15 protein-coding genes, 2 pseudogenes and 1 riboswitch are annotated in these 21629 nt (G+C 43.7%); of the genes and pseudogenes, 8 read left to right on the top strand and 9 right to left on the bottom strand.

Going from position 1 to position 21629, the window contains the following annotated elements; genetic code table 11:
• Positions 1-46 precede the first annotated feature (46 nt).
• The gene (locus JXR92_RS15895; RefSeq protein WP_117964227.1) at positions 47-1069 is read left to right on the top strand and encodes a YeiH family protein; all 1023 of its coding nucleotides are present in this window, start codon (positions 47-49) and stop codon (positions 1067-1069) included.
• Positions 1070-1370: 301 nt separating this feature from the next.
• Here JXR92_RS15895 and JXR92_RS15890 read toward each other — a convergent pair whose 3' ends face one another.
• Positions 1371-1958: a hypothetical protein gene (locus JXR92_RS15890; protein ID WP_119961297.1), complete on the bottom strand. Its 588-nt coding sequence runs from the start codon at positions 1956-1958 to the stop codon at positions 1371-1373.
• A gap of 160 nt (positions 1959-2118) precedes the next feature.
• Here JXR92_RS15890 and JXR92_RS15885 point away from each other — a divergent pair, with 160 nt between their 5' ends.
• The 4 genes from JXR92_RS15885 (at position 2119) to JXR92_RS15870 (ending at position 4329) form a co-directional block, all read left to right on the top strand.
• Positions 2119-2463, top strand: a complete 345-nt coding sequence (locus tag JXR92_RS15885; RefSeq protein WP_005831772.1) for a helix-turn-helix domain-containing protein — start codon at positions 2119-2121, stop codon at positions 2461-2463.
• A gap of 128 nt (positions 2464-2591) precedes the next feature.
• A complete protein-coding gene (locus JXR92_RS15880; protein ID WP_087331867.1) occupies positions 2592-3107 on the top strand; it encodes an RNA polymerase sigma factor in 516 nt (171 codons plus the stop codon).
• Complete coding sequence (locus tag JXR92_RS15875; protein WP_118930882.1) at positions 3088-3612, top strand: hypothetical protein; 525 nt, start codon at positions 3088-3090, stop codon at positions 3610-3612. The genes JXR92_RS15880 and JXR92_RS15875 overlap by 20 nt, the downstream gene beginning before the upstream one ends.
• 6 nt (positions 3613-3618) lie before the next feature.
• Positions 3619-4329: a DUF4252 domain-containing protein gene (locus tag JXR92_RS15870; RefSeq protein WP_117964231.1), complete on the top strand. Its 711-nt coding sequence runs from the start codon at positions 3619-3621 to the stop codon at positions 4327-4329.
• A gap of 67 nt (positions 4330-4396) precedes the next feature.
• Here JXR92_RS15870 and recA read toward each other — a convergent pair whose 3' ends face one another.
• From recA to JXR92_RS15855, 3 genes are all read right to left on the bottom strand, one after another.
• Positions 4397-5434, bottom strand: a complete 1038-nt coding sequence (recA, locus tag JXR92_RS15865) for a recombinase RecA (protein WP_117601636.1) — start codon at positions 5432-5434, stop codon at positions 4397-4399.
• 18 nt (positions 5435-5452) lie between these two features.
• Positions 5453-5899, bottom strand: coding sequence for a thioredoxin-dependent thiol peroxidase (gene bcp, locus JXR92_RS15860; protein ID WP_057258658.1), 447 nt, complete (start codon positions 5897-5899; stop codon positions 5453-5455).
• Between the two features lie 142 nt (positions 5900-6041).
• Positions 6042-7235: a saccharopine dehydrogenase family protein gene (locus JXR92_RS15855; protein WP_136011066.1), complete on the bottom strand. Its 1194-nt coding sequence runs from the start codon at positions 7233-7235 to the stop codon at positions 6042-6044.
• Between the two features lie 191 nt (positions 7236-7426).
• Here JXR92_RS15855 and JXR92_RS15850 point away from each other — a divergent pair, with 191 nt between their 5' ends.
• A complete protein-coding gene (locus JXR92_RS15850) occupies positions 7427-8218 on the top strand; it encodes an META domain-containing protein (RefSeq protein ID WP_117601635.1) in 792 nt (263 codons plus the stop codon).
• An 81-nt stretch (positions 8219-8299) separates the two neighbouring features.
• On the opposite strand, the gene JXR92_RS15845 is transcribed toward JXR92_RS15850, so the two are convergent.
• Positions 8300-8875 (bottom strand): Crp/Fnr family transcriptional regulator, encoded by a 576-nt coding sequence (locus JXR92_RS15845; protein ID WP_117601654.1) that lies wholly within the window; start codon positions 8873-8875, stop codon positions 8300-8302.
• Between the two features lie 53 nt (positions 8876-8928).
• Entirely contained in the window at positions 8929-10329 is a 1401-nt protein-coding gene (locus JXR92_RS15840; protein ID WP_138345609.1) for an MATE family efflux transporter, read from the bottom strand.
• Positions 10330-10772: 443 nt separating this feature from the next.
• Here JXR92_RS15840 and dnaK point away from each other — a divergent pair, with 443 nt between their 5' ends.
• On the top strand, positions 10773-12692 hold the full coding sequence (dnaK, locus tag JXR92_RS15835; RefSeq protein WP_005831748.1) for a molecular chaperone DnaK: 1920 nt from the start codon (positions 10773-10775) through the stop codon (positions 12690-12692).
• A 203-nt stretch (positions 12693-12895) separates the two neighbouring features.
• Positions 12896-13441: pseudogene (locus tag JXR92_RS15830) on the top strand (helix-turn-helix domain-containing protein).
• A 123-nt stretch (positions 13442-13564) separates the two neighbouring features.
• Here the strand turns inward: JXR92_RS15830 and JXR92_RS15825 are convergent.
• The 3 genes and pseudogenes from JXR92_RS15825 to JXR92_RS15815 form a co-directional block, all read right to left on the bottom strand.
• Positions 13565-15096, bottom strand: a pseudogene (locus JXR92_RS15825) (RNA-binding domain-containing protein).
• A 50-nt stretch (positions 15097-15146) separates the two neighbouring features.
• The gene (locus tag JXR92_RS15820) at positions 15147-20021 is read right to left on the bottom strand and encodes a RecQ family ATP-dependent DNA helicase (protein ID WP_138345607.1); all 4875 of its coding nucleotides are present in this window, start codon (positions 20019-20021) and stop codon (positions 15147-15149) included.
• A gap of 66 nt (positions 20022-20087) precedes the next feature.
• Entirely contained in the window at positions 20088-21320 is a 1233-nt protein-coding gene (locus tag JXR92_RS15815; protein WP_138345605.1) for a Cof-type HAD-IIB family hydrolase, read from the bottom strand.
• Positions 21321-21420: 100 nt separating this feature from the next.
• A riboswitch (cobalamin riboswitch) is annotated at positions 21421-21619 on the top strand.
• Positions 21620-21629: the final 10 nt, after the last annotated feature.

Here is a 21629-nt window from a genome sequence, read left to right as displayed (position 1 = left end):
GGAAAATTAAGGAATAAACATTAGTAATAATAGTAAAATAAACAGTATGGCTTCAAATCGAGTTTTGGCTAAAAGCATTAATATGCCTTTTCTTCAAAGTAATAATAAATTTATTTATGTATCTCTTCTGGTTGTCCTCTCCTTCTTTCTGCTGCTGGATTATGTGCCCGGTATGCATGCCTATTCGGCATGGGTCACTCCGCCGTTGGCGTTGTTCTTGGGGTTGGCCTTTGCGTTGCTGTGTGGGCAGGCACATCCGAAGTTCAATAAGAAGACTTCAAAGTACCTGTTGCAATACTCTGTTGTAGGGTTAGGATTTGGAATGAATCTGCAGGCTTCTCTGGCTTCGGGCAAGGAGGGAATGGAGTTCACGATTATTTCTGTAGTGGGGACATTGCTCATAGGCTGGCTCATAGGACGTAAGTTCCTGAAAGTGGACCGTGACACTTCCTATCTTATCAGTTCCGGTACGGCTATCTGCGGAGGCAGTGCCATTGCGGCTGTGGGGCCGGTGTTGAAGGCAAAGGATAGCGAGATGTCTGTGGCATTGGGCACCATCTTTATATTGAATGCCATTGCATTGTTTGTTTTTCCGATGATAGGCCACGCTTTGAACATGAGCCAGCATGAGTTCGGCACATGGGCGGCCATTGCCATACATGATACGAGTTCGGTAGTGGGGGCAGGTGCCGCCTATGGGGAAGAGGCATTACAGGTGGCAACGACTATAAAGCTGACACGTGCCTTATGGATTATTCCTTTGGCTTTGGTAACTTCGTTCATCTTTAAGAGCAAGGGACAGAAAATCAGTATTCCCTGGTTCATCTTCTTCTTTGTGCTGGCTATGATTTTCAATACTTATGTGCTGGGTACTACCGAAACGGGTGCCATGATTGGGGAGGGAATCAATTCTTTGGCCCGCAAGACGCTGACTATCACTCTGTTCTTTATCGGTGCCTCTCTGTCACGTGATGTACTGAAGGCAGTAGGTATCAAGCCCTTGATACAAGGCACCTTGTTGTGGATAGTGATTAGTGTGAGCACGTTGGCATATATCTACTTGTTCTGATTGCATAGGTCCGGCAGTTCTTGAAGTATAACTTCCGGTGGAAGAAGTCGGTAGGATTTTTGCAACGTATTTCTTTCCTCATTGGATATATAGACGAATACACATTTCGGGATAACCGGGGTGTGTATTTCTTTTAATATCCTTCCCCATTGACGCCGGACCGGAGCAAGTGGAAGCCAAGTTATGATACCTTTTGCTTCCAGCATTGCTTTTGTTCTCGGTTCGGCGTGCTGACCAGTTAATACAATGTTCCAGAAATGTGGTTCTTTCAGCTGTTTTTTTATATCTTGAGAAGTCATAGTTAGTTCACTTTTTTGATGATAAAGTCGAAAGAGGTGAAGAATTGAGGGTGCTTACCGATAGATATGGGAAGGATAATGGTAATGGAGGAATTCCTTCCTTTTCGAATATCTTTCTTGTTGTATATTTGAGAGTTATTTGCCGTATAAGTTGTCACACCAATCTTTTGGCTTGTTTCTGCCTGGCTTTTTATAATTGCAAAGGGAGTTTCCGCTTCTGCAAGTATGGTGTATTTGACTTCTGAGGTTCTTCCGTCCACAATGAATTGCATATTTTCCCAGTTTATTCGGATATCTTCTGAAGAGTTGTTGCGAATTACAATTTCCCATTGGGAGTCGTTTGGAATAAACTTATAAGTAACCCCATCTTTTGTATACTCTAATTTCCCTTTTTGGTTCTCCAGCCATTTAAAGGATACTTGGCATCCTGCATCAACGTATTGTGCAGATAAAGTGGTTGGAAATAGGAGAAACAGCAAAATGGCCAGCTTATTTTTCTTCTTATATTTCCGGTAGTCATTGTATATCCATAGCATAATAAAAATAATGCCGATAGGGATGGCTATGAGAATACATGTCAGTAAATTCATGATAGCAGATATTATTTGTTTGTTTATATGAATATGTTGCAAAAGTATCATAAAATATTTGATAAAACAAACGAATTATGAATAAAAAGAACGATACATACAGACAAATTGGTATTGGTGTTCCTTATAATATGAATGATTAATTTGTACCTTCATATAAATGGAAAAAAGTAATATATACATCGGAGAGATAATCAAGAACGTGATGCTTGAACAGCAGGTTACCAAGGCGGAACTTGCACGAAGACTGAAAGTTAAGCCTCAAAGTGTAGACTATATGCTTACGAGAAAAAGTATTGATACGGATACGTTGTATAATGTCTCACGTGCCTTGAACTACGATTTTGCTTTGTTGTATTCCATTCATAAGGAACAGATAAATTATGATACGTTAGAGCAGGAATACAGACTCTCCACAGCGAAGGTGTTGGTGGAGCTTGAGCTGAAGCCTGAAGACATTGCAAAATTGAATCTTAAAAAGCGGATTGCTGATGTCTTGAAATAAACGCACTCTTGGGCTGGTGCTATTGGTGTTTTCATTTTTTTTCCATTTTTTTTCCTGGTCGTGTAACAAAATCCTTTCCCCCTACGTCTGAAGGATATAAACAGGAATCTACTATTGATAAATAGCCCATGGACGCTGAAAGTTTTAAAAAAGAGTTTCTGCCATATCATCGCAAGTTGTACTGCATAGCTTATAGACTATTGGAGAATGCTGCCGATGCTGAAGATTTGGTGCAGGAAGCTTATCTGAAGTTGTGGGACAAGCGGGAAGGACTGGCCATTATCAGTAATCCGGAAGCATTCAGCGTTACTCTGGTGAAAAATATGTGCTTTGATTTGCTTCGTTCGGGAAAGTATACTTTGAGCAGACAGAGTGTGGAGTTGGCCGAAGTGCATAATGTGTCTCAAGCAGATAACTTTGAAGCGCGGGATGAAGCGCAGCAGGTAAGGCACATCATTGCCCATCTGCCGGTGCAACAGCAGAAGATAGTAACGTTGCGTGATGTCAAGGGATGTTCTTATGAAGAGATAGAGCAGGTCACGGGATTGAATGCTACCAATGTCCGTGTACTGTTGTCCCGGGCAAGAAAAAAGATACGTGAGGAATTTAATAAATGGAGTAACTATGAAAGTCGAGGAAATTGAAAGGCTGCTCGCCGAATTTTATGAAGGGAATACCAACGAGCAGGAAGAAGAGTTGTTGAAGGAAGCTTTCAGAACCGAAGAAGTGCCCGAGCACTTGCAGAAGGACAAGAAACTCTTTCTCAGCTTTTTTCCCGGGAAAGTGGTGGATAATGTTCCCGCCGGATTGGAGGATAAACTGAGCCGGATGATTGATGAAAAGGCTGAAGAGGAACAACGTTTTTTCCACCGGAACAAGGCCAAACGTAATTGGCGCTGGATAGGAGGTATTGCTGCCACCATTCTGGTTCTTGTAGGTGTAGGTTATGGCATTACGAACATGGGAGAGGATATGCGTCCTCCTACACCTCAGGACACTTTCTCTGATCCGGAAGCTGCTTATAAGGCATTGCAGGCCACTTTAATCGAGGTGTCTGCGAATCTGAACAAGGGAATTGAGCAGATAGAGGAAACGCGGATAGACGTAACGAAGGTGAACCAGGAAGTAAGAAAAGAAATTCAACAATAATCTGATATGAAAACAATGAAAATTATTTTGGCAGGTGTACTGCTGATGTTGCCTTTGCTTTGCCAGGCACAGAAGAACCTATTCAACAAGTATGGAGATATGAAAGGCGTGTCGTCCGTCTACATATCCAAGGCAATGATAGAAACGAATCCCAACTTGTTTACTAAAGATGTTTATATTGGGAAAGTGTCCGGACAGTTGAACTCTGTGCAGGTACTTTCTACAATGGATAATAATGTAAAGAAAGAAATGCGTAAGGATCTTCGTTCTTTGGTGCAGTCTTCCAGATATGAATTGCTGATGAAGCAGAAAGGGACAGTCTCCAGTTCTGAATTCTACATGAGCCGTAAAGGGGAAAAGGTGAAGGAGCTGATTATGATTGTAGATGGTGCAGCTACTCTGAAATTTGTTTATCTGGAAGGTGATATGACTTTGAAGGATATACAGAATATCATGATGTATCAGAATACCAGCTGGAATGGTAACAATGTGAATATACAGCTTCCGGATATAAACTGGGCTGAGATAGAGAAGCTGAAGAACCGCGATTGGCTTGGAGAATTGAAGCATTCGCAAGAACTGGCATTGAAAGGGCTGGAAAATGTAGCTAAACTGAAAGACAACAAGTATCTGAAAGAACAGATGGATGCCGATACTTGGAAACGTTTTGAAAAAAGCATGGAGGCTTTGGAAGAACGTTTGGAAAAAATGGAATAGGAAGCGGTACCCTTTTAGGGAAACTTGCCAATAGAAAAACAAAACATTCTATTGGCAAGTTTTTTTGTTATTTGTCTTTTCTCAATTCTGCAAAGATAAGCCCTTCCAGCTCTTCTGCCAGTTCCGGATTGTCAAGGATGACCTGCTTGGCGGCGTCGCGTCCCTGGGCAATTTTCGTCTCGTTATAGCTGAACCATGAGCCGCTTTTCTTGATGATGCCAAGCTCTGCACCCAAGTCAATGATTTCGCCTGCACGGGAGATGCCTTCACCGAACATGATGTCGAATTCCGCTCTACGGAAAGGAGGAGCTACCTTGTTCTTTACAACTTTCACTTTGGTCTGCTTGCCGATTACTTCATCGCCGTTTTTGATGGCTTGGCTTCCACGGATGTCAAGACGTACGGAGGCATAGAACTTCAAGGCATTACCACCGGTAGTTGTTTCGGGATTGCCGAACATGACACCGATTTTTTCGCGCAACTGGTTGATGAAGATGCAGGTGGTGCGTGTTTTGCTGACAGCTGCCGTCAGTTTACGCAAGGCTTGTGACATGAGTCGGGCTTGCAGACCCACCTTGTTGTCACCCATATCGCCTTCAATTTCAGCTTTCGGGGTTAAGGCAGCCACAGAGTCCACTACAATGATGTCAATAGCGGAAGAACGGATCAGTTGCTCTGCGATTTCCAGCGCTTGTTCGCCGTTGTCCGGTTGTGATATCAGCAGATTGTCCACATCCACACCCAGTTTTGCCGCATAGAAGCGGTCGAAAGCATGTTCTGCATCAATGAATGCGGCAATGCCTCCTGCCTTTTGCGCTTCAGCAATAGCATGAATGGCGAGGGTTGTCTTACCGGAGGATTCCGGGCCGTAAATCTCGATGATACGTCCGCGGGGATATCCTCCCACGCCAAGAGCTACATTGAGGCCGATGGACCCTGTGGGAATAACTTCTACTTGTTCGACACTTTCGTCACCCATTTTCATGATAGAACCTTTGCCAAAGCTCTTTTCTATCTTGTCCATGGCAGCCTGCAAGGCTTTCAGCTTTTCACCTGATGCCAGATTGTTGCCATTTTCAAAATTCAGTTCGTCTTTTTTTGCCACGTTGTTAATGTTTAATGATTATAAAATTTGTGCCGCATGGTCTTTGGTCTTCACTTCTTTCGGAGTGATGATACGCTCTACAATACCTTCTTCATTAATGATGAAAGTTGTGCGGAACGTTCCCATATATTTGCGGCCATACATGCTTTTTTCGCCCCATACTCCGAATTGTTCTACCAGCTTCTTGTCGGTGTCTGCAATCAGGGTAAAAGGCAGATTGTTTTTCTCAATAAATTTCTGGTGTGACTTTTCGCTGTCCACACTGACGCCGATGACTTCATAACCGGCTTTGCGCAGGTCGGCATAATTATCCCGCAGGTTGCAGGCTTGTGCCGTGCAGCCGGATGTCATGTCTTTGGGATAGAAGTAGAGTACAATCTTCTTTCCCTTATAGTCGCTCAAGCGGATTTCTTCACCTTTTTCGTTGATGCCCAATACTTCGGGTGCTTTATCTCCTATATTCACTTTGTTAATGTTTAATGATTAGTGATTAATGGATAATGATTAGTGATTAATGTTTAATGATTAATGTTTAATGATTAATGGGCGGAGCACCTTTTTGTCCGCATGGTATTAATCATTAAACATTAACCATTAATCATTAATTTCAAACTTCCAAGTCTCCGTCGATAATCTCATGCCAAGGCAGGCCTTGTTTGTTGAGCTGTTCCATGAACGGGTCCGGATTGAATTCCTCGACATTCCATACCCCTGGCTTTTTCCACAATCCTTTGAGGAACATCATGGCACCAATCATGGCAGGTACACCGGTGGTATAGCTTACGCCCTGCATGCCGGTTTCCTTATAGGCTTCTTGGTGGCTACAGTTGTTATATACATAGTAAGTACGCTCTTTGCCATCCTTTAGTCCGCGGATGCGGCAGCCGATGGATGTTTCGCCTTCGTAGTTTTCGCCCAGGTCTTGCGGGTTGGGGAGGACGGCTTTCAGGAATTGCAGCGGAACAATCTTCATGCCGTTATATTCCACTTCGTCTATGCGGGCCATACCGATATTCTGGATGACACGCAGGTGTGTGAGGTATTCCTGGCCAAACGTCATCCAGAAGCGTGCACGCTTGATGGTGGGGAAATTCTTTACCAGAGACTCCAGTTCCTCGTGATAAAGTAGGTAGGAATCGCGTAGACCGATGTTCGGATAAGTCAGGTCTTTGTGGATTTCCAGCGGCTTGGTTGTTACCCATTCTCCGTTTTCATAATAGCGGCCGTTCTGTGTAATCTCACGGATGTTGATTTCCGGATTGAAGTTGGTGGCGAATGCTTTATGATGATTTCCGGCATTACAGTCTACGATGTCTAGATATTGTATTTCGTCAAAATGATGTTTGGCGGCGTATGCCGTATATATGCCACTTACTCCCGGGTCGAAACCGCAACCGAGGATGGCGGTCAGTCCGGCATCTTCGAAGCGTTTCTTATAAGCCCATTGCCAACTGTATTCAAAGTGGGCAACATCTTTCGGCTCATAATTGGCAGTATCCAGATAGTTGACTCCACTTTGCAGACAAGCCTCCATGATGGTGAGATCTTGGTAGGGGAGGGCTACGTTGATGACGATTTCGGGTTTGAAACTATTGAAGAGTGCTACCAGTTCGTCCACGTTGTCGGCATCTACCTGGGCGGTTTTGATGTTCGGGTTACCGATTGCCTTGACAACAGCGTCACATTTAGACTTGGTGCGGCTGGCTATCATGATTTCTGTAAACACATCAGGATTTTGAGCCACTTTGTGCGCAACAACGGTACCTACACCGCCTGCACCGATAATAAGAACTTTACCCATTTCTTTCTACTATATTATTATATTAAGTTTATAAAAAATATGGAGAGCAAATATAAGGGTTAATTCTTAGATAAACATTAAAATCCTGCTAAATACTTTGGGAAAAATGCTTCAAATATTAAATAAATTACTTGCATTTGGGTTATTTTCTATATATTTGCCCCTCGAATAAATTAACTTAAACAACGAAAATGAAAAAAGTATTTGTTTCCCTATGCATGGCAAGCGTATTGATGGGCTTGTCTTCTTGTGCATCAACTAAAAATGCCGCAACTCTTTCTTCTATCAACGGTGAGTGGAATATTATTGAAGTGAATGGCACCGCCGTAGTCCCTGCTCCTGGCCAGGAATTTCCCTATATCGGTTTCGACACAAAGGCTGGAAAAGTATTTGGCAATAGTGGTTGCAACCGTATGATGGGTTCGTTTGACGTGAATGCCAAGCCCGGCACGATTGACCTTGGCGCTTTAGCAAGTACCCGTATGGCTTGTCCGGATATGACTGTAGAAAATAATGTGTTGTCGGCTTTGAACAAAGTGAAAAAGTATAAGAAGCTGGGAAAGGAAAATATAGCTTTATGCGGTGCTTCCAATCGTCCCATAGTCGTGTTGCAGAAGAAAGAATCCGTTTCCAAGTTGTCTGATTTGGAAGGAAAGTGGATAATTAGTGAGGCTGCGGGCGAGGCCATTCCCGATGGAATGGAGAAGCAGCCGTTCATTGAATTTAATATTGCAGAAAAGAGCTTGCACGGTAATGCGGGTTGCAATTTGATTAACGGCGCTTTCCAGGTTGATGATGAAAATCCTTCGGCAATCTCTTTCCCGCAAGTTATCAGTACCATGATGGCATGCCCTGATATGGAGGTGGAAGGCCGTGTGCTGAAAGCCTTGAATTCCGTTCAGTCTTTTGGTAAGCTGGCAGGTGGAGGCATCGGGCTGTACGATGCTGACAATAACCTGGTGATGGTGTTGGTGAAGAACTGACAAGATAGGTTGAAATAATAAAGGCTCTTACAGAAATAATCTGCTAGGAGCCTTTTTTGTATCTTGATATAAAATAGTCTTTTACTTTTTCTTTAATCCTGCGCGTATCCGGCTCAGGGATTGCGGAGTGATGTAGAGATAAGAAGCCAGATACTTGAGCGGTACATCCTGTAGCAGTTCCGGATTCTCTTCCATCAGCGTCATGTACCTTTCTTTGGCAGTGGGAGGGGTACCGTAGGCTACTGTAGAACTGTCTACCGACAGAATTTCCCGTTCAAAGATTCTTCTGCCGAAGTTGGCCATATCTATGGAATACGAAAAAAGGGCTTCCAGCTCAGGCTTACTGATACAATAGGCGATGCTCTCGTTCACTGATTCGATGTTGATGGGGGAAACTTCGCCGTCCACATATCCCCACGATGAGAAAGCTGTGTCGCCCGGTGCGGCGAACCAAAGGGAGTTTTCCGTACCCTCTGTCAGGTAGTAGGCGCGCCAGATACCTTTCTTCAAAAGATAGAAATTGCTGTTCCTCTCCCCTTCGCTGATAATGAGTTCTCCCTTGCTGAAACGAACTTCTGCCATGTGTGACAGAAGTTCGTGCAAAGTGTTTTCCGGTAGTTTATACTTCTTGCAGAATTTCTTTGTCATAGTTTCCATGCCGCAAAGATAGTGCAAACTGAAGACATAACTTTTACGCTTGCATGAAAAAGTCATGTCGGGGTGCAGCCTGTCTTGTCTAAAGATACGGATTTTTCTTTATGCTTCCTTTTCCCGGATATGTAAATCACGAGGATAAAGAGGGTTGTCAGCATTTCTGCAAGAGGGGTGGCAAGCCAGATTCCCCGGTCTCCCAATAGCAGGGGCAATCCGAAAAAGCAGGCTGTCAGCAGAATAAAACCACGCAGCAGGGTGATAACTGTGGCGTATTTGGCACGCTCCACACTCTGGAAATAGCCGATGGATACGATGTTAACAGCAAAGAACACGAAGCCGGTGGCATACAAAGGCAACCCTTTTACCGCTATGTCATAAGCCGGATAACTGCGGTCTATGAACATGCCTACAATTTCAGGACTGCAGAATATTGTGACCAGGGCAAAACATACACCGCAGCCTATGGCTGTTTTCAATGCCAGCAAGTAGGCGCGGCGGACACGTTGGTTTTCGTTCAGGCCGTAGTTATAACTGATAATCGGCTGTGCCGACTGCGCAATGGCATTATATACCATAAATATAATAGGAAAGAAATAGCAGGCGATGCTGAATGCCGCCACTCCGTCTTCCTTCAGATAATGGATGAACACCTGGTTGCCGACAAACATCATGCAGGCAATCGCCACCTCGCACAAGAAGGCGGAAGAACCCAAGCGGCACATATAGCCAATGTTGCGGCGCATCAGTTGCATGCTTTTCCGGCTCATCTTAATGGGGTGGAAGCGCAGTGTGCACCGGCGGCGCAGTAGATAGAATACTACCATCAATGCGCCTACCGTAGTGCCTATAGCACTTGCCAATGCGGCACCGAACATCCCCCAGTCAAAGGGGAAGATGAACAGATAATCCAATAGGATGTTCAGAACTGCAGCCACCACATTGCACATCATGGCAAAGTTGGGCGAACCGTCCAGCCTCAGAAAAAACATACCCGAATTGAGTAATGCTGTGAACAGAGAGAAAGGCACAAACCAAAGCATGTATTCCACAGCCAATGGCGTGAGCCGTTCGGACCCTCCGAGCAGCTTTACCACCTGCGGGGCAAATGAACAGAATAGGGTGGAGGTACACATCAGCAGCAAGGAAGATATGACTACAGACTGTGTGATGTTGATACGTGCCACCTTGACTTTCCCGTGTGACAGATGAATGGAGGCCACCACAGAGGCACCGACTCCGAACATAAGTCCCACACCCGTAGAGAACAACCATAGCGGTGCCACAATGTTGACCGCCGCCAAAGCATCACTGCCAATTCCTTTTCCGACAAAGATGCCGTCGGTGATAACGAATAGTGCGGAGAAAATCATCCCCAGTACAGTAGGGAGCAATAGTTTGCGGAACAATGTCTTGATGTCCGTGTTCTTGAAGTCGATACTGTCTCTCATCTTTTCCATACTCATCTTATTTATTTCTTTATATGTGAAAAACAATCATTTCCGTGCTGCGATTAAGCCCAATGTTAACTAATCCTTAATCGTTCCACCATGGTGGAACGATATTTCCCTCGTGGTGGAATGATATTTTCTCCACGGTGGAACAATATTTCCTTCATGGAGGAACGGTTAAAGGTATGCAAGGAAAATGATTAATGTTGTTCATGTTTTATTATCTCTGATTCGAGCGACAAAAGTAGAGCTTTTGAATGGAATGGAAATTAACAAATGGTAATTTCCGACAGAAAAAATGATTTTAATTCTGCCAAACTGACAGATAAACTGCCACAAGTATAAATCTGCGGCTGCTCTGAACAATTTGGCACAACGTTTGTCTTTTTATTAGCGTCTGCCACTGAGGCGGACGTCGAAACAGAATAATAACAAATAAAAAAATAACGATCATGGGAAAAATTATTGGTATTGACTTAGGAACAACAAACTCTTGCGTTGCAGTATTCGAAGGTAACGAACCTGTAGTAATTGCAAACAGTGAAGGTAAGCGCACCACTCCTTCAGTAGTAGCATTTGTTGATGGTGGCGAACGTAAAATCGGTGATCCTGCCAAGCGTCAGGCTATCACGAACCCCACCCGTACGGTTTTCTCCATCAAACGTTTCATGGGCGAAAACTGGGACCAGGTGCAGAAAGAAATCGGCCGCATGCCTTATAAAGTAGTAAAGGGTGACAACAATACTCCGCGTGTAGACATCGACGGACGTCTCTATACTCCGCAGGAAATCTCTGCAATGATTCTGCAGAAGATGAAAAAGACTGCCGAGGATTATCTGGGACAAGAAGTGACAGAAGCCGTAATTACCGTCCCCGCATACTTCTCCGACTCCCAACGCCAGGCTACAAAGGAAGCCGGACAGATTGCAGGTCTTGAAGTGAAGCGTATTGTGAACGAGCCGACTGCCGCAGCTCTTGCTTACGGTATTGACAAGTCTCACAAGGACATGAAGGTTGCCGTATTCGACCTTGGTGGTGGTACATTCGATATCTCTATCCTCGAATTCGGTGGCGGTGTGTTTGAAGTATTGTCAACCAACGGTGACACTCACCTGGGTGGTGACGATTTCGACCAGGTAATCATCGACTGGCTGGTTCAGGAGTTCAAGAACGACGAAGGTGCCGACCTGACTCAAGACCCGATGGCTATGCAACGTCTGAAGGAAGCTGCCGAGAAGGCTAAGATTGAGCTGTCCTCTTCTACCAGCACTGAAATCAACTTGCCGTACATCATGCCCGTAGGCGGTGTGCCCAAGCACTTGGTGAAGACGTTGACCCGTGCCAAGTTCGAGGCTCTGGCTCACAACTTGATTCAAGCTTGTTTGGAGCCATGTAAGAAGGCTATGAGCGATGCTGGTCTGAACAATGCGGACATCGATGAAGTAATCCTTGTAGGTGGTTCTTCACGTATTCCGGCAGTACAGAAGTTGGTAGAAGATTTCTTCGGTAAAGTTCCTTCCAAGGGTGTGAATCCGGATGAGGTGGTGGCCGTAGGTGCTGCCGTGCAAGGTGCCGTTTTGACGGACGAAATCAAGGGCGTTGTATTGTTGGATGTTACTCCGCTTTCTATGGGTATCGAAACTATGGGCGGTGTGATGACGAAGCTGATTGATGCCAACACTACCATCCCCTGCAAGAAGAGCGAGACATTCTCTACTGCTGCCGACAACCAAACGGAGGTTACCATCCATGTATTGCAGGGTGAGCGTCCGATGGCTGCGCAGAACAAGTCAATCGGCCAGTTCAACCTGACAGGTATTGCTCCGGCACGTCGCGGTATTCCTCAGATTGAGGTAACGTTCGATATCGACGCCAACGGTATCTTGAAGGTGTCTGCCAAAGATAAGGCTACCGGTAAGGAACAAGCTATCCGTATCGAAGCTTCCAGCGGTTTGAGCAAGGAAGAAATCGAAAAGATGAAAGCCGAAGCCGAAGCCAATGCTGAAGCAGATAAGAAAGAGCGTGAGAAAGTAGACAAGCTGAACCAGGCCGATTCTATGATTTTCCAAACCGAAAATCAGTTGAAGGAACTCGGCGACAAGCTCCCTGCCGACAAGAAGGCTCCGATTGAAGCTGCTTTGCAGAAGCTGAAAGATGCCCATAAGGCTCAAGACCTGGCTACCGTAGACTCTGCCATGGCCGAATTGAATACGGCATTCCAGGCTGCAAGTGCTGAAATGTATGCCCAGAGCGGTGCTCAGGGTGGTGCACAAGCTGGTCCTGATATGAATGCAGGGCAACAAGGCGGTGCTCAGGATAATACAAAGCATGGCGATAATGTGCAGGATGCTGACTTTGAGGAAGTCAAATGATTCCGATAAGGAAACAGATAATAAACAATAAGCAAAAGCGTGCAGCTCAATGAGTTGCACGCTTTTTGCGTTTATGGGGTTCATGGTTGCTATGTGTTTTCTATGGGCTTTTTTATCTCTTATTTGCGACATGTTTGCGACACGTCTTATTTGGCGATAAGGTACAACTTAAATTGATATAAACCATTTAAAACGAGAAGAATATGCCAAGAGGAAATTACACCATTCAAAGAAGTTGCGAGGAGTGTGGTAAAATATTTACTCCTCCCACATTAGTGTCGAAGTATTGTTGTCCGGCTTGTTCCAAGAGGGCGTATAAGAAAAGGCAAATCGCAAAAGAGAAAGAGGCGATACGTCAAGTACTGATTAGATGAATGCCATCCAGTAAGGGGTATCTAACCGTAAAGGAAGCTATGCTGATTTACGGAATTAGTAAAGACGTTCTTTATCGTATGATACGGCAAGGCTTGATACCGTCATACAATTTGGGTCAGCGTCTGATACGCCTTAGTCGGTAGTATATGGATGAACACTTCAAAACAAAGGCAGGGAGTAGAAAGAGAAAAAAGGAGGCATTGTCCTTTGAACCCAAAGATTGTTACACCATCGGAGAGATCGCAAAGAAATTCCATATCAATGACTGCAGTGTATTTAAGCACATACGCCGTCATTCTATTCCTACACGCCAAATCGGTAACTATGTTTATGTTCCCAAATCTGAAATTGATAAATTATATAAGTCGTTATGAAGCACTCTGTATCGCGTTTTATGATTTACATGTGGTAGGGAGGCAAACAAAAAGGCGATAATTAAAACGGCAATTATTGCACTGAGTGGTATGAAAGATGTTCCCATCGGTTTATTATTCAGTTTATGGTTTAACAATAATGCGCCAATAGCCATCATGGTCTGCTCCTTCACGAGACAAAATACCCATAGAACGTAACTTGGAAATATGTTTTTCTACGGCTCGGGAGCTTATTCCTATTTTATAGGCCATTGTTTCTGTAGACATTGACGGGTCGGAAATGACGAAATCAATAATCTTTTGTGCGGTTTTCCCAATACTTTTAGATTTGTTTTTCGAATCTCCGAACTTTTTCTCCGAACCTTTTTGGATTATCTCCGAACCTTTCTCCGAACTTTCTTGCGTATCACCGAACTTTTCCACCGAACTTCCTTCGTTTTCAAGGTACTTTTCAAGGGTACTGTTTACCCTGTTGGCTACTTCTTCCATAGGTATTCTTCCGTTTTTGCCCCAGTTCAAATTATAGAATGTGGTGTAGAAAGAAATCGCTTCCGTTTGATATTGCGGTTCTTTGCCTTGCAGGAAATTAGGCAGCTTCTCCGTAAGTTCCCGCATTTTGCGTAAACCGGAGCCACGTTTCTCCATGTAGTCCAATTGTGTAAATACATCCGCAATGACGGGGTTGCGGCGCATGGACGGCACTTTGTATATATCTCGGTCTTGAATCTGTGTACCGTCAAGTATTGCACCTGGTAACACTAGTTCTACTCGGTCATCGTAAATGTCGATATGCACTTCACCGCCCATTACAGTGTAATCCCAATGGATAAGGTGGTTTACCAATCCTTCAAAGATGGCCCGGTCGGAATAGTCGGGAAGGTTCAAGCGATAGTTTGGCATCTTTACCCATCCGCTCATGGTATAGTTCTTAATGAAGTCCATACCATATTTTAAGAGCAATACAAGGTTAGCCCGATGTTCCACGGAACTGATGGCATCATCCTTATAGAGTCCAGTCCAACGAGTACAGAAAATACGTGATTGAAATACAGTGCAATTATCCACAAACAACAATCCGGCATTAGTCAGTTTACCGTCAGGAGTTACTAGTCCAAATGATTCCAGATACTTGTCATTCCATTCTTGATGGGTTTGCTCACGGAAAGTATTGGAAGGATGATGAAAGAATGTTTGCTGGCATTCACTTGGGTAGGCAGTGAATCCCATGTCATGTGCGTACCTTTCAATACCAATGAAAGAAGTTGTTGAGAATTACATTCCACGCTTTCATTGCCAACTCGTGTATAAGCTGTACGTGTTCCGTCTTGATAATAATAATAAGGTGTAAGTGTTCCTGCCTTTACTTTCACTTCAATCAAAGTATGTCCTTCGTGTTCAATCGGAATAAGTTGTACCTCTGGTACTGGGTCAAGTCGTGCCTTTATCATTTCACTGATAAAATCAGCATCGGCTTGTGGATTCTCCAACCCTACAATTACGCCGTCATCATTCACTCCATAGAACAAACTGCCACCGTCCGTATTGGCAAAAGCCGACACGGATTTAAGCCATGACTTCACTTTCTTATGTTCCAACATTTCCTTGAAATCGTAAGCTGAGCATTCCGTTATCAATGTATTGTTATGTATTTGCATTATTCGTATCACAAAGGTAATGATAATATGATAATTTCAAGTGCTTTAACTTACAAAGAAAGTATCAAGTCTGCTAAAAGAACAGCCGTTTCCGTTTCATCTTTTGGTGCATCTTTGGGCTTCCATGCCACAACAAACCGTACAGATGCAGATTTCACCTTATAACCTCTTTGTTCCCATTCAGATAACGTGCCCTGCATTCTTGATGATAATTTTGCTATAGGTTTATCGGTCGATGAACTGTACAAAAAGAAATCACTGTAAATTAATGAATCTCCCCCTCTCAGTGCTAAGACCTCTTGCTTCCGTTCTTTGAAGAATCTCAAATTGACATCTTTGTGAGAGAGCTGTAGTATAATTTCTTCAGGCATATCATATTGTCGTTGGTCAATGAGATATTGGTTTACACTTAAATGATTGAAGCAATCGCCGTTTGTATGTATGAATAGTCTGTTTTTTGCACGAGTTATTCCTACGTAGTATCGACGCATCAGATGGATATCCTTTACATAGCTGTCAGATATGAGCATATATACGTCATCAAATTCCCTGCCTTTAGCCTTGTGGATGGTTGATACCACAACATCGGTGCCTGATGTGTCGCAGAAGTCTTCCACTGACGACTCAAATGCAAATTCTTTGAAGTCACTGAAATATTTTGTCTTGTTGGTTTGTTCAAACTGTTCCACACATCGCTTCACATACATCAAACCTAGACTTCTGTCATAAATAGAAAAGGTTGCATGTTTGGCTTCTTCCCATAGTTCTTCTGTGATTAGAGGTGTTTTTATCCGTTTGTCTATATACTTCAGGAAGTATCTCATTTCCGCCATGTTCCAAAAACGTAAACCGTCCATTGATTGTATCAGTTTACTGTTTATACCATGTTTTCGCAGGAGGGCTATCAAGATGACAGCCTCTTCGTTTGTTTGGGTGAGTACACACGAAGTGCCTTTGTCCTTGTGTTGAAGTAAGTTTTCGACAAGCGGCTGATACATATATGTTGAATGATGACGTATCACTTCCACCCAACCTTTCTCTTTTCTCATAGAGATGATAGGTGTACTTTTTATTCTTTTATTGATAGTTTTTAAGAATCCGTTGGCAAAATCAACCGGCTGGCGAGCACTGCGGTAATTCTCGGTCATTTCGACAAATGTACTTCCGGTTTCTTGCGCCAGCCGGTACATATAATCAGAATCGGAACCTCGGAATTCATAGATGTTTTGGTCATCGTCTCCCACTGCTATCACACGCATTTCTTCATTGTTGGTCATCAGAGCCTTTACAAGTGCGTGTTCTTCTGTTCCCATGTCCTGGGCTTCGTCTATAACCAATACTGTCTTACCGATTTTGTTCGGTTCTACTTCTTCTTGACATATCATCTCGGCTGCCTTTGAAACGACATTCTTTGAATCTTCAAGATTTCCTATCCGTCCCAGGAGATCGAAGCAATAGGAGTGGAATGTTTTTATTTCGACAAAATGGGCTGCATTGCCTATCAACTCCATAAGCCGTTGTTTGAACTCCGTAGCGGCTGCCCTTGAAAATGTCAGCATCAGTAGCTGTTCGTGTTTTACGTCTTCAAGTAGTAGGAGTGAAGCCAGTTTGTGGACTAACACTCGTGTTTTTCCACTACCGGGACCTGCCGCAACTACAATACAACGTGAATCCTTATCGGAAATAATTTCCATTTGCCGTTTGGATAATTGTCCAAACAATTGATTGTATTTCTGTGGCGTCAAGTTACGTTGTATCTCGCTTGTTCTGTCTCCTTTGAAATATTTTGTGACAAATTTCTTGTAGTCCATTTGGAAATAGTCTTGAACATATTGCAAGGCTGCATGATAATCTCTCACCATCAGATTGGCATATTCCCCCACAATATGCACTTGTTGGATTTTCAGTTTGTAGAATTCGTTCAGCATTCGGTAATCGTCTTGCTTGTATCTCGACTTATTGTCTTTTATTCTTTGGATATTCATGGCGTTGTAAAGTACCAAAAAGCCGCCTTCAAGTTTTAGCGCACCGATTTTCGATAAATATAGAAGTGCTTCCTCCACGTCTTCCAATTGAATGTCATCAAGTCCACCAAAAAGAGATTGGGAACTTGATTTTATTCGGTTCAGAAGCTCTACTATGGAGAACTGGATGGCTTTGTCGGATACATTCTTTTTTTCTGCATCAAAAGCTAGTTTGTATAGCCATTCTACAGCAAAGCGACTTATTTCCAATCGTTTTTCAAATCGCCTGATGGTGGATTCCATGTCTGCCTGACGACTTATCTCCATGTTACGGGCCGCATCTTCTTTTTTACGCGTATATCCCTTGACGGTGAGAAAATAGAGTAACGTCCGAATGTCTTTTTCTTTGGATGTGTTGATTCCGTCGTTTACGGCATTCTCATTCAGTTGCTTGTATGATATTCGTAAAGACTCATCGGGAATATGGTTGAGAATGTATTGTTCAAGTTTTGCAAAGCGTTCGAGGAGCATTTGCGACTTTCGTTCCGAATCACCTGCATCCTGCAAATAGGCAGATATATCTTTGCTGTCTGCCAATATGCCTTCCTGTCGCATGCGCTCCACTACAGATATAACATCTCTTTTGCTTAGTCCCAAAATATCTGCCAGATAGTCGATTCGTGATTCTGCTTCCGAGTCCTGAGCCTTAGCGATATGTTTTTGAGAAATCAATGACTTGATGATACGGACTGCCTTTTCTATTTCATCGTTGCCAAAAAGTAGTGATGTTGATATGCGTTCTCTAGCTTCGTCCATATTCTTTACTGTTATTCCTGTGGCATATACATGAGGTACATTGTTTCCTCTTACCAAGTATCCGCTTTGTTCCAAAGCTGCTAATGCTGTCCGTACACGGGTCTCAATGTCAGATACCGAATCATCCCATCCTGCTTGCCGGGCAATTTCCAACGCAGAACAGTTGACTTTCATACGGTATTTGGTAAGGTCTTTGACGGCTTTCCATACCTGTTGTATTTCGCTAATGCTAAGTTTCGTTTGGTTTAGCAATATAAAATGCTTGTCCAAATCATTGTCACTATAAAGCACATAACAACGTGCGCTAAGACCGGGATCACGACCTGCTCTGCCTGCTTCTTGAACATAATTCTCCAGCGAATCGGAAATATCATAATGTACCACAAGACCGACATCTTTCTTGTCGACTCCCATGCCAAATGCGGATGTGGCCACAATGATGTGTACCTGATCGTTCATAAAAGCATCTTGGTTGGCAATTTTTTCATCGGCTTCCATTTTCCCATTGAAAGGGAGTGCCTTGTAACCGTCGCGAGTCAGTTTTGCAGCCACTTCCTTTGTCCGTTTGGTGCGTGATACGTAAACAATTGTCGGACAATCGGCTTCTGCTACAAGTTCTCTCAGTTTTAAATATTTATCATTGTCATTCTCTACATGTATGACGGAATAGTGCAGATTCGTTCTTGAGGCCGTTGATGCGAATAATTCCAAGTTCAAATCCGAAGTCTGCTTGAAATAGTCACAGATGTCTTGGATTACTTTCTGTTTTGCCGTGGCCGTGAAACAGGATACAGGTATCGGGGTTTTGCATTTTTTCTTTTGCTGGTATTTTTGGATGAATTTGCCAATGTAGAGATAGTCAACCCTGAAATCCTGCCCCCATGAAGAAAAGCAGTGCGCTTCGTCTATCACAAACCTTACAACGTGGCGCGCCATCAATATTTTCTCGATTGTTTTTGAACGGAGCATTTCGGGAGAGATATACAACAACGAGGCTTCTCCGTCTTGTACTCTTTGTATGGACAGTGATCTTGTGATGGGGTCTAACATCCCATTTATGGTTACGGCATCCGTGATGCCTCTGTCGGCAAGGTTGTCTACCTGGTCTTTCATCAAGGACTGCAAGGGGGAGATGACTACCGTAAGCCCGTGCACGGAGTGCCCAGCCATGAGTGCGGGCAATTGGAAAGTAAGTGATTTGCCGCCGCCGGTAGGAAATATCGCCAGTAGCGATTCCCCTTTTACCGCAGCTTGGGCAGCACGTTCTTGCAGTGGCTCGCCTTCGTATGTCCGGAAGCGCTCATATCCGAAAAATATTTTTAGGTTATGGAGCACATCCAATTGCGTATGGCAGTAGTCGCAGCCTTCTTTGCAAGTAGTGTGTCGCAAGAGTTTTACGATAAATTCCACTTCCGGATAATTATAAAGTACCCATCCGGGAGTGATGGAGCGGTAATCGGTGGTGTCAATCAGAGCCAAAGCGTATGCCAATCCGCATGGGTATTGATTGATGAGCATGTCAAGGTCGGCATGTTGGCAAATTTTTCCGGCATAAAGTTCTTTAATAAGTTCAGGTATTCCTTTATGAATATACTCCGCACTTACCATATTGAGAAATCCTTCAAATTCTTTCTTGTCCTTCAGCAACGATGCGAATAGTATACGCTTTTCTTTTGGTAATGAATGCCAGCATGCTATTTCATCCAGTAATAAGTCTTTTGCTTTCTTGCAATCGTTCACCGGATTGTTCATCTGTTCGCTCATCAGTTTATCATCTTTCACAAGCCTGTGGTAAGGGTGTTCAGGGAACAGTAAAGGCGAAACATAAAGTGTATCAACTAAAATCCAGCGGCAAATTTTGTCCGTAAACAGGTATTTAGCATCATGGTGAACGATATTGTGTCCGCAGATGTAGTCTATGTCGTTTAAGAAAATGAATAGTTCTTCTTTTGAGGTTTTATGAAATGTCGTGTCATCATGCTTGAGGGCTCCTATATCATGGATTCTGTGGTCTTTCAAGCCTATTTCAACATCTACTATGGCATAATTGTAGGCATTATATGGTACAGAGGTGGTTTTATAGCCGATGATATTGTTTCTATCCTCGGTTTTCTTGATTCCTATAAGCTTGCTCCATATTGACATATCTCAATATAATAAATAGTTTTACAACTTGGATTTGTTATGTGTCTGTATCGTTTTTTTATTATTTTATCTTTTCTTTATCACACTATTCACTACCCGTATAGAGGAAACCAGTTTATTGGTGGAAGTAAATACGTCCACATTCCATATATGGGATGAGCGTCCTTTGTGCAGGATAGTGCCTACTGCCCTTACGGTATCTCCTTCGTGTGCAGAAGAAATATGATTTCCGCTGACTTGCATTCCCACGACAATCTCATCAGGTTCGCAGATAATCATGGAGCCGAGCCCGGCAACGGTTTCTGCCAAGGCAAGGGTGGCACCGCCATGCAGAATGCCGAAGGGTTGGCGGGTACGGTAGTCGACCGGCATGGTTGCTTCTACGCGCTCATCCGAAGCGTATGTGTATTGAATGCCCAAGTTTCCCATCAATGCGTGTCGTGCCCGTTCGTTCAGTAAATCAAGAGGCACCTCTGCTGCACGCACTTCTGCCAATATTAGTTTTTCTACGGCCAGGGCCACTCCATCTTCTTCATTCGATGCGGTCACATAGTCTGCACAGACCTTTACAGAATCTTGTGAATGTCCCATAGCTACCCCCATGCCGGCCAATTGGAGCATGGTCACATCGCATACGCCATCTCCAACGGCAATGACTTCTTCCCGTGTTACTCCCAAATGCTCTAATAGGGCGCCTAACGTATTCGCTTTATTGACTCCGCAGGGCACCACCTCTAAAAAGTAAGGCTCGGAACGGAAAGCATCCAGAGTACCTGCCAGGCGTTTTTCCCAATGTTGTTCCAGCCCTATCAGAGCTTTTTCCTTGTCACTCACCAGCATGCACTTGCAAGGCGCGAAGTCTATGGCAGTAGAGAATTCATCTTCCCTGATTATCTTCAAATTGTTTAGCAGGGCTTCATTCTTTATATATTCATTGTCCGGACTATCCGTAATGAGGGTATCATCGTGGTAGGTGAAGATGGCAAAGCCGTTCTTGCGGGCTTTCTTTTCCAGATAAGGCAGCATTTCCGGATTGATGCGTCGTTCAAACAATATTTCTCCGTTCTGTGCTTTTATTATCTGGCAACCGTTATAGGAGAGAACAACCCCTCCATAATTGCCGAGTTCGAGGGTTTTGGCCAGTGGCATCAGTCCATAAGTCGGCCTACCGGATGCCAAAACTATGCGCACTCCCATCTGCTGGACCTTTAGCAGAGCGGCTAATGTCCTTTTACTGATTTCTCTTTCATCATTGAGTAGCGTCCCATCTACATCAAGAACCAATAACTTATATTTCATGGCAACTCAATTTTTGGGTTATTATGTTACAAAGTTAGAAAAATGACTGTTAAAACGGTAATATTCGTTTTATTGTTTACTGAAACTTCTTTTATTTATCCTATCTTTGTCCACGTTTTGTTCCGCGTTCTCTATCCGGAGAAGCGGATGAAAAGGGAATCGGGTGAAAGTCCCGAACAGTCCCGCTGCTGTGAGTTCCATGCTCGGTGTATCATACTTGTGCCACTGTTCTTCGGAAAGAACGGGAAGGCGATGTACCGGGAACGAGTCAGAAGACCTGCAAAACAAAGTCGAAAAATTGTCCATTCG

It is taken from the genome of Bacteroides parvus (genome assembly GCF_017309675.2).
Taxonomy (GTDB): Bacteria; Bacteroidota; Bacteroidia; order Bacteroidales; family Bacteroidaceae; genus Bacteroides; species Bacteroides uniformis.
This window is presented reverse-complemented; position numbering and strand designations above follow the sequence as displayed.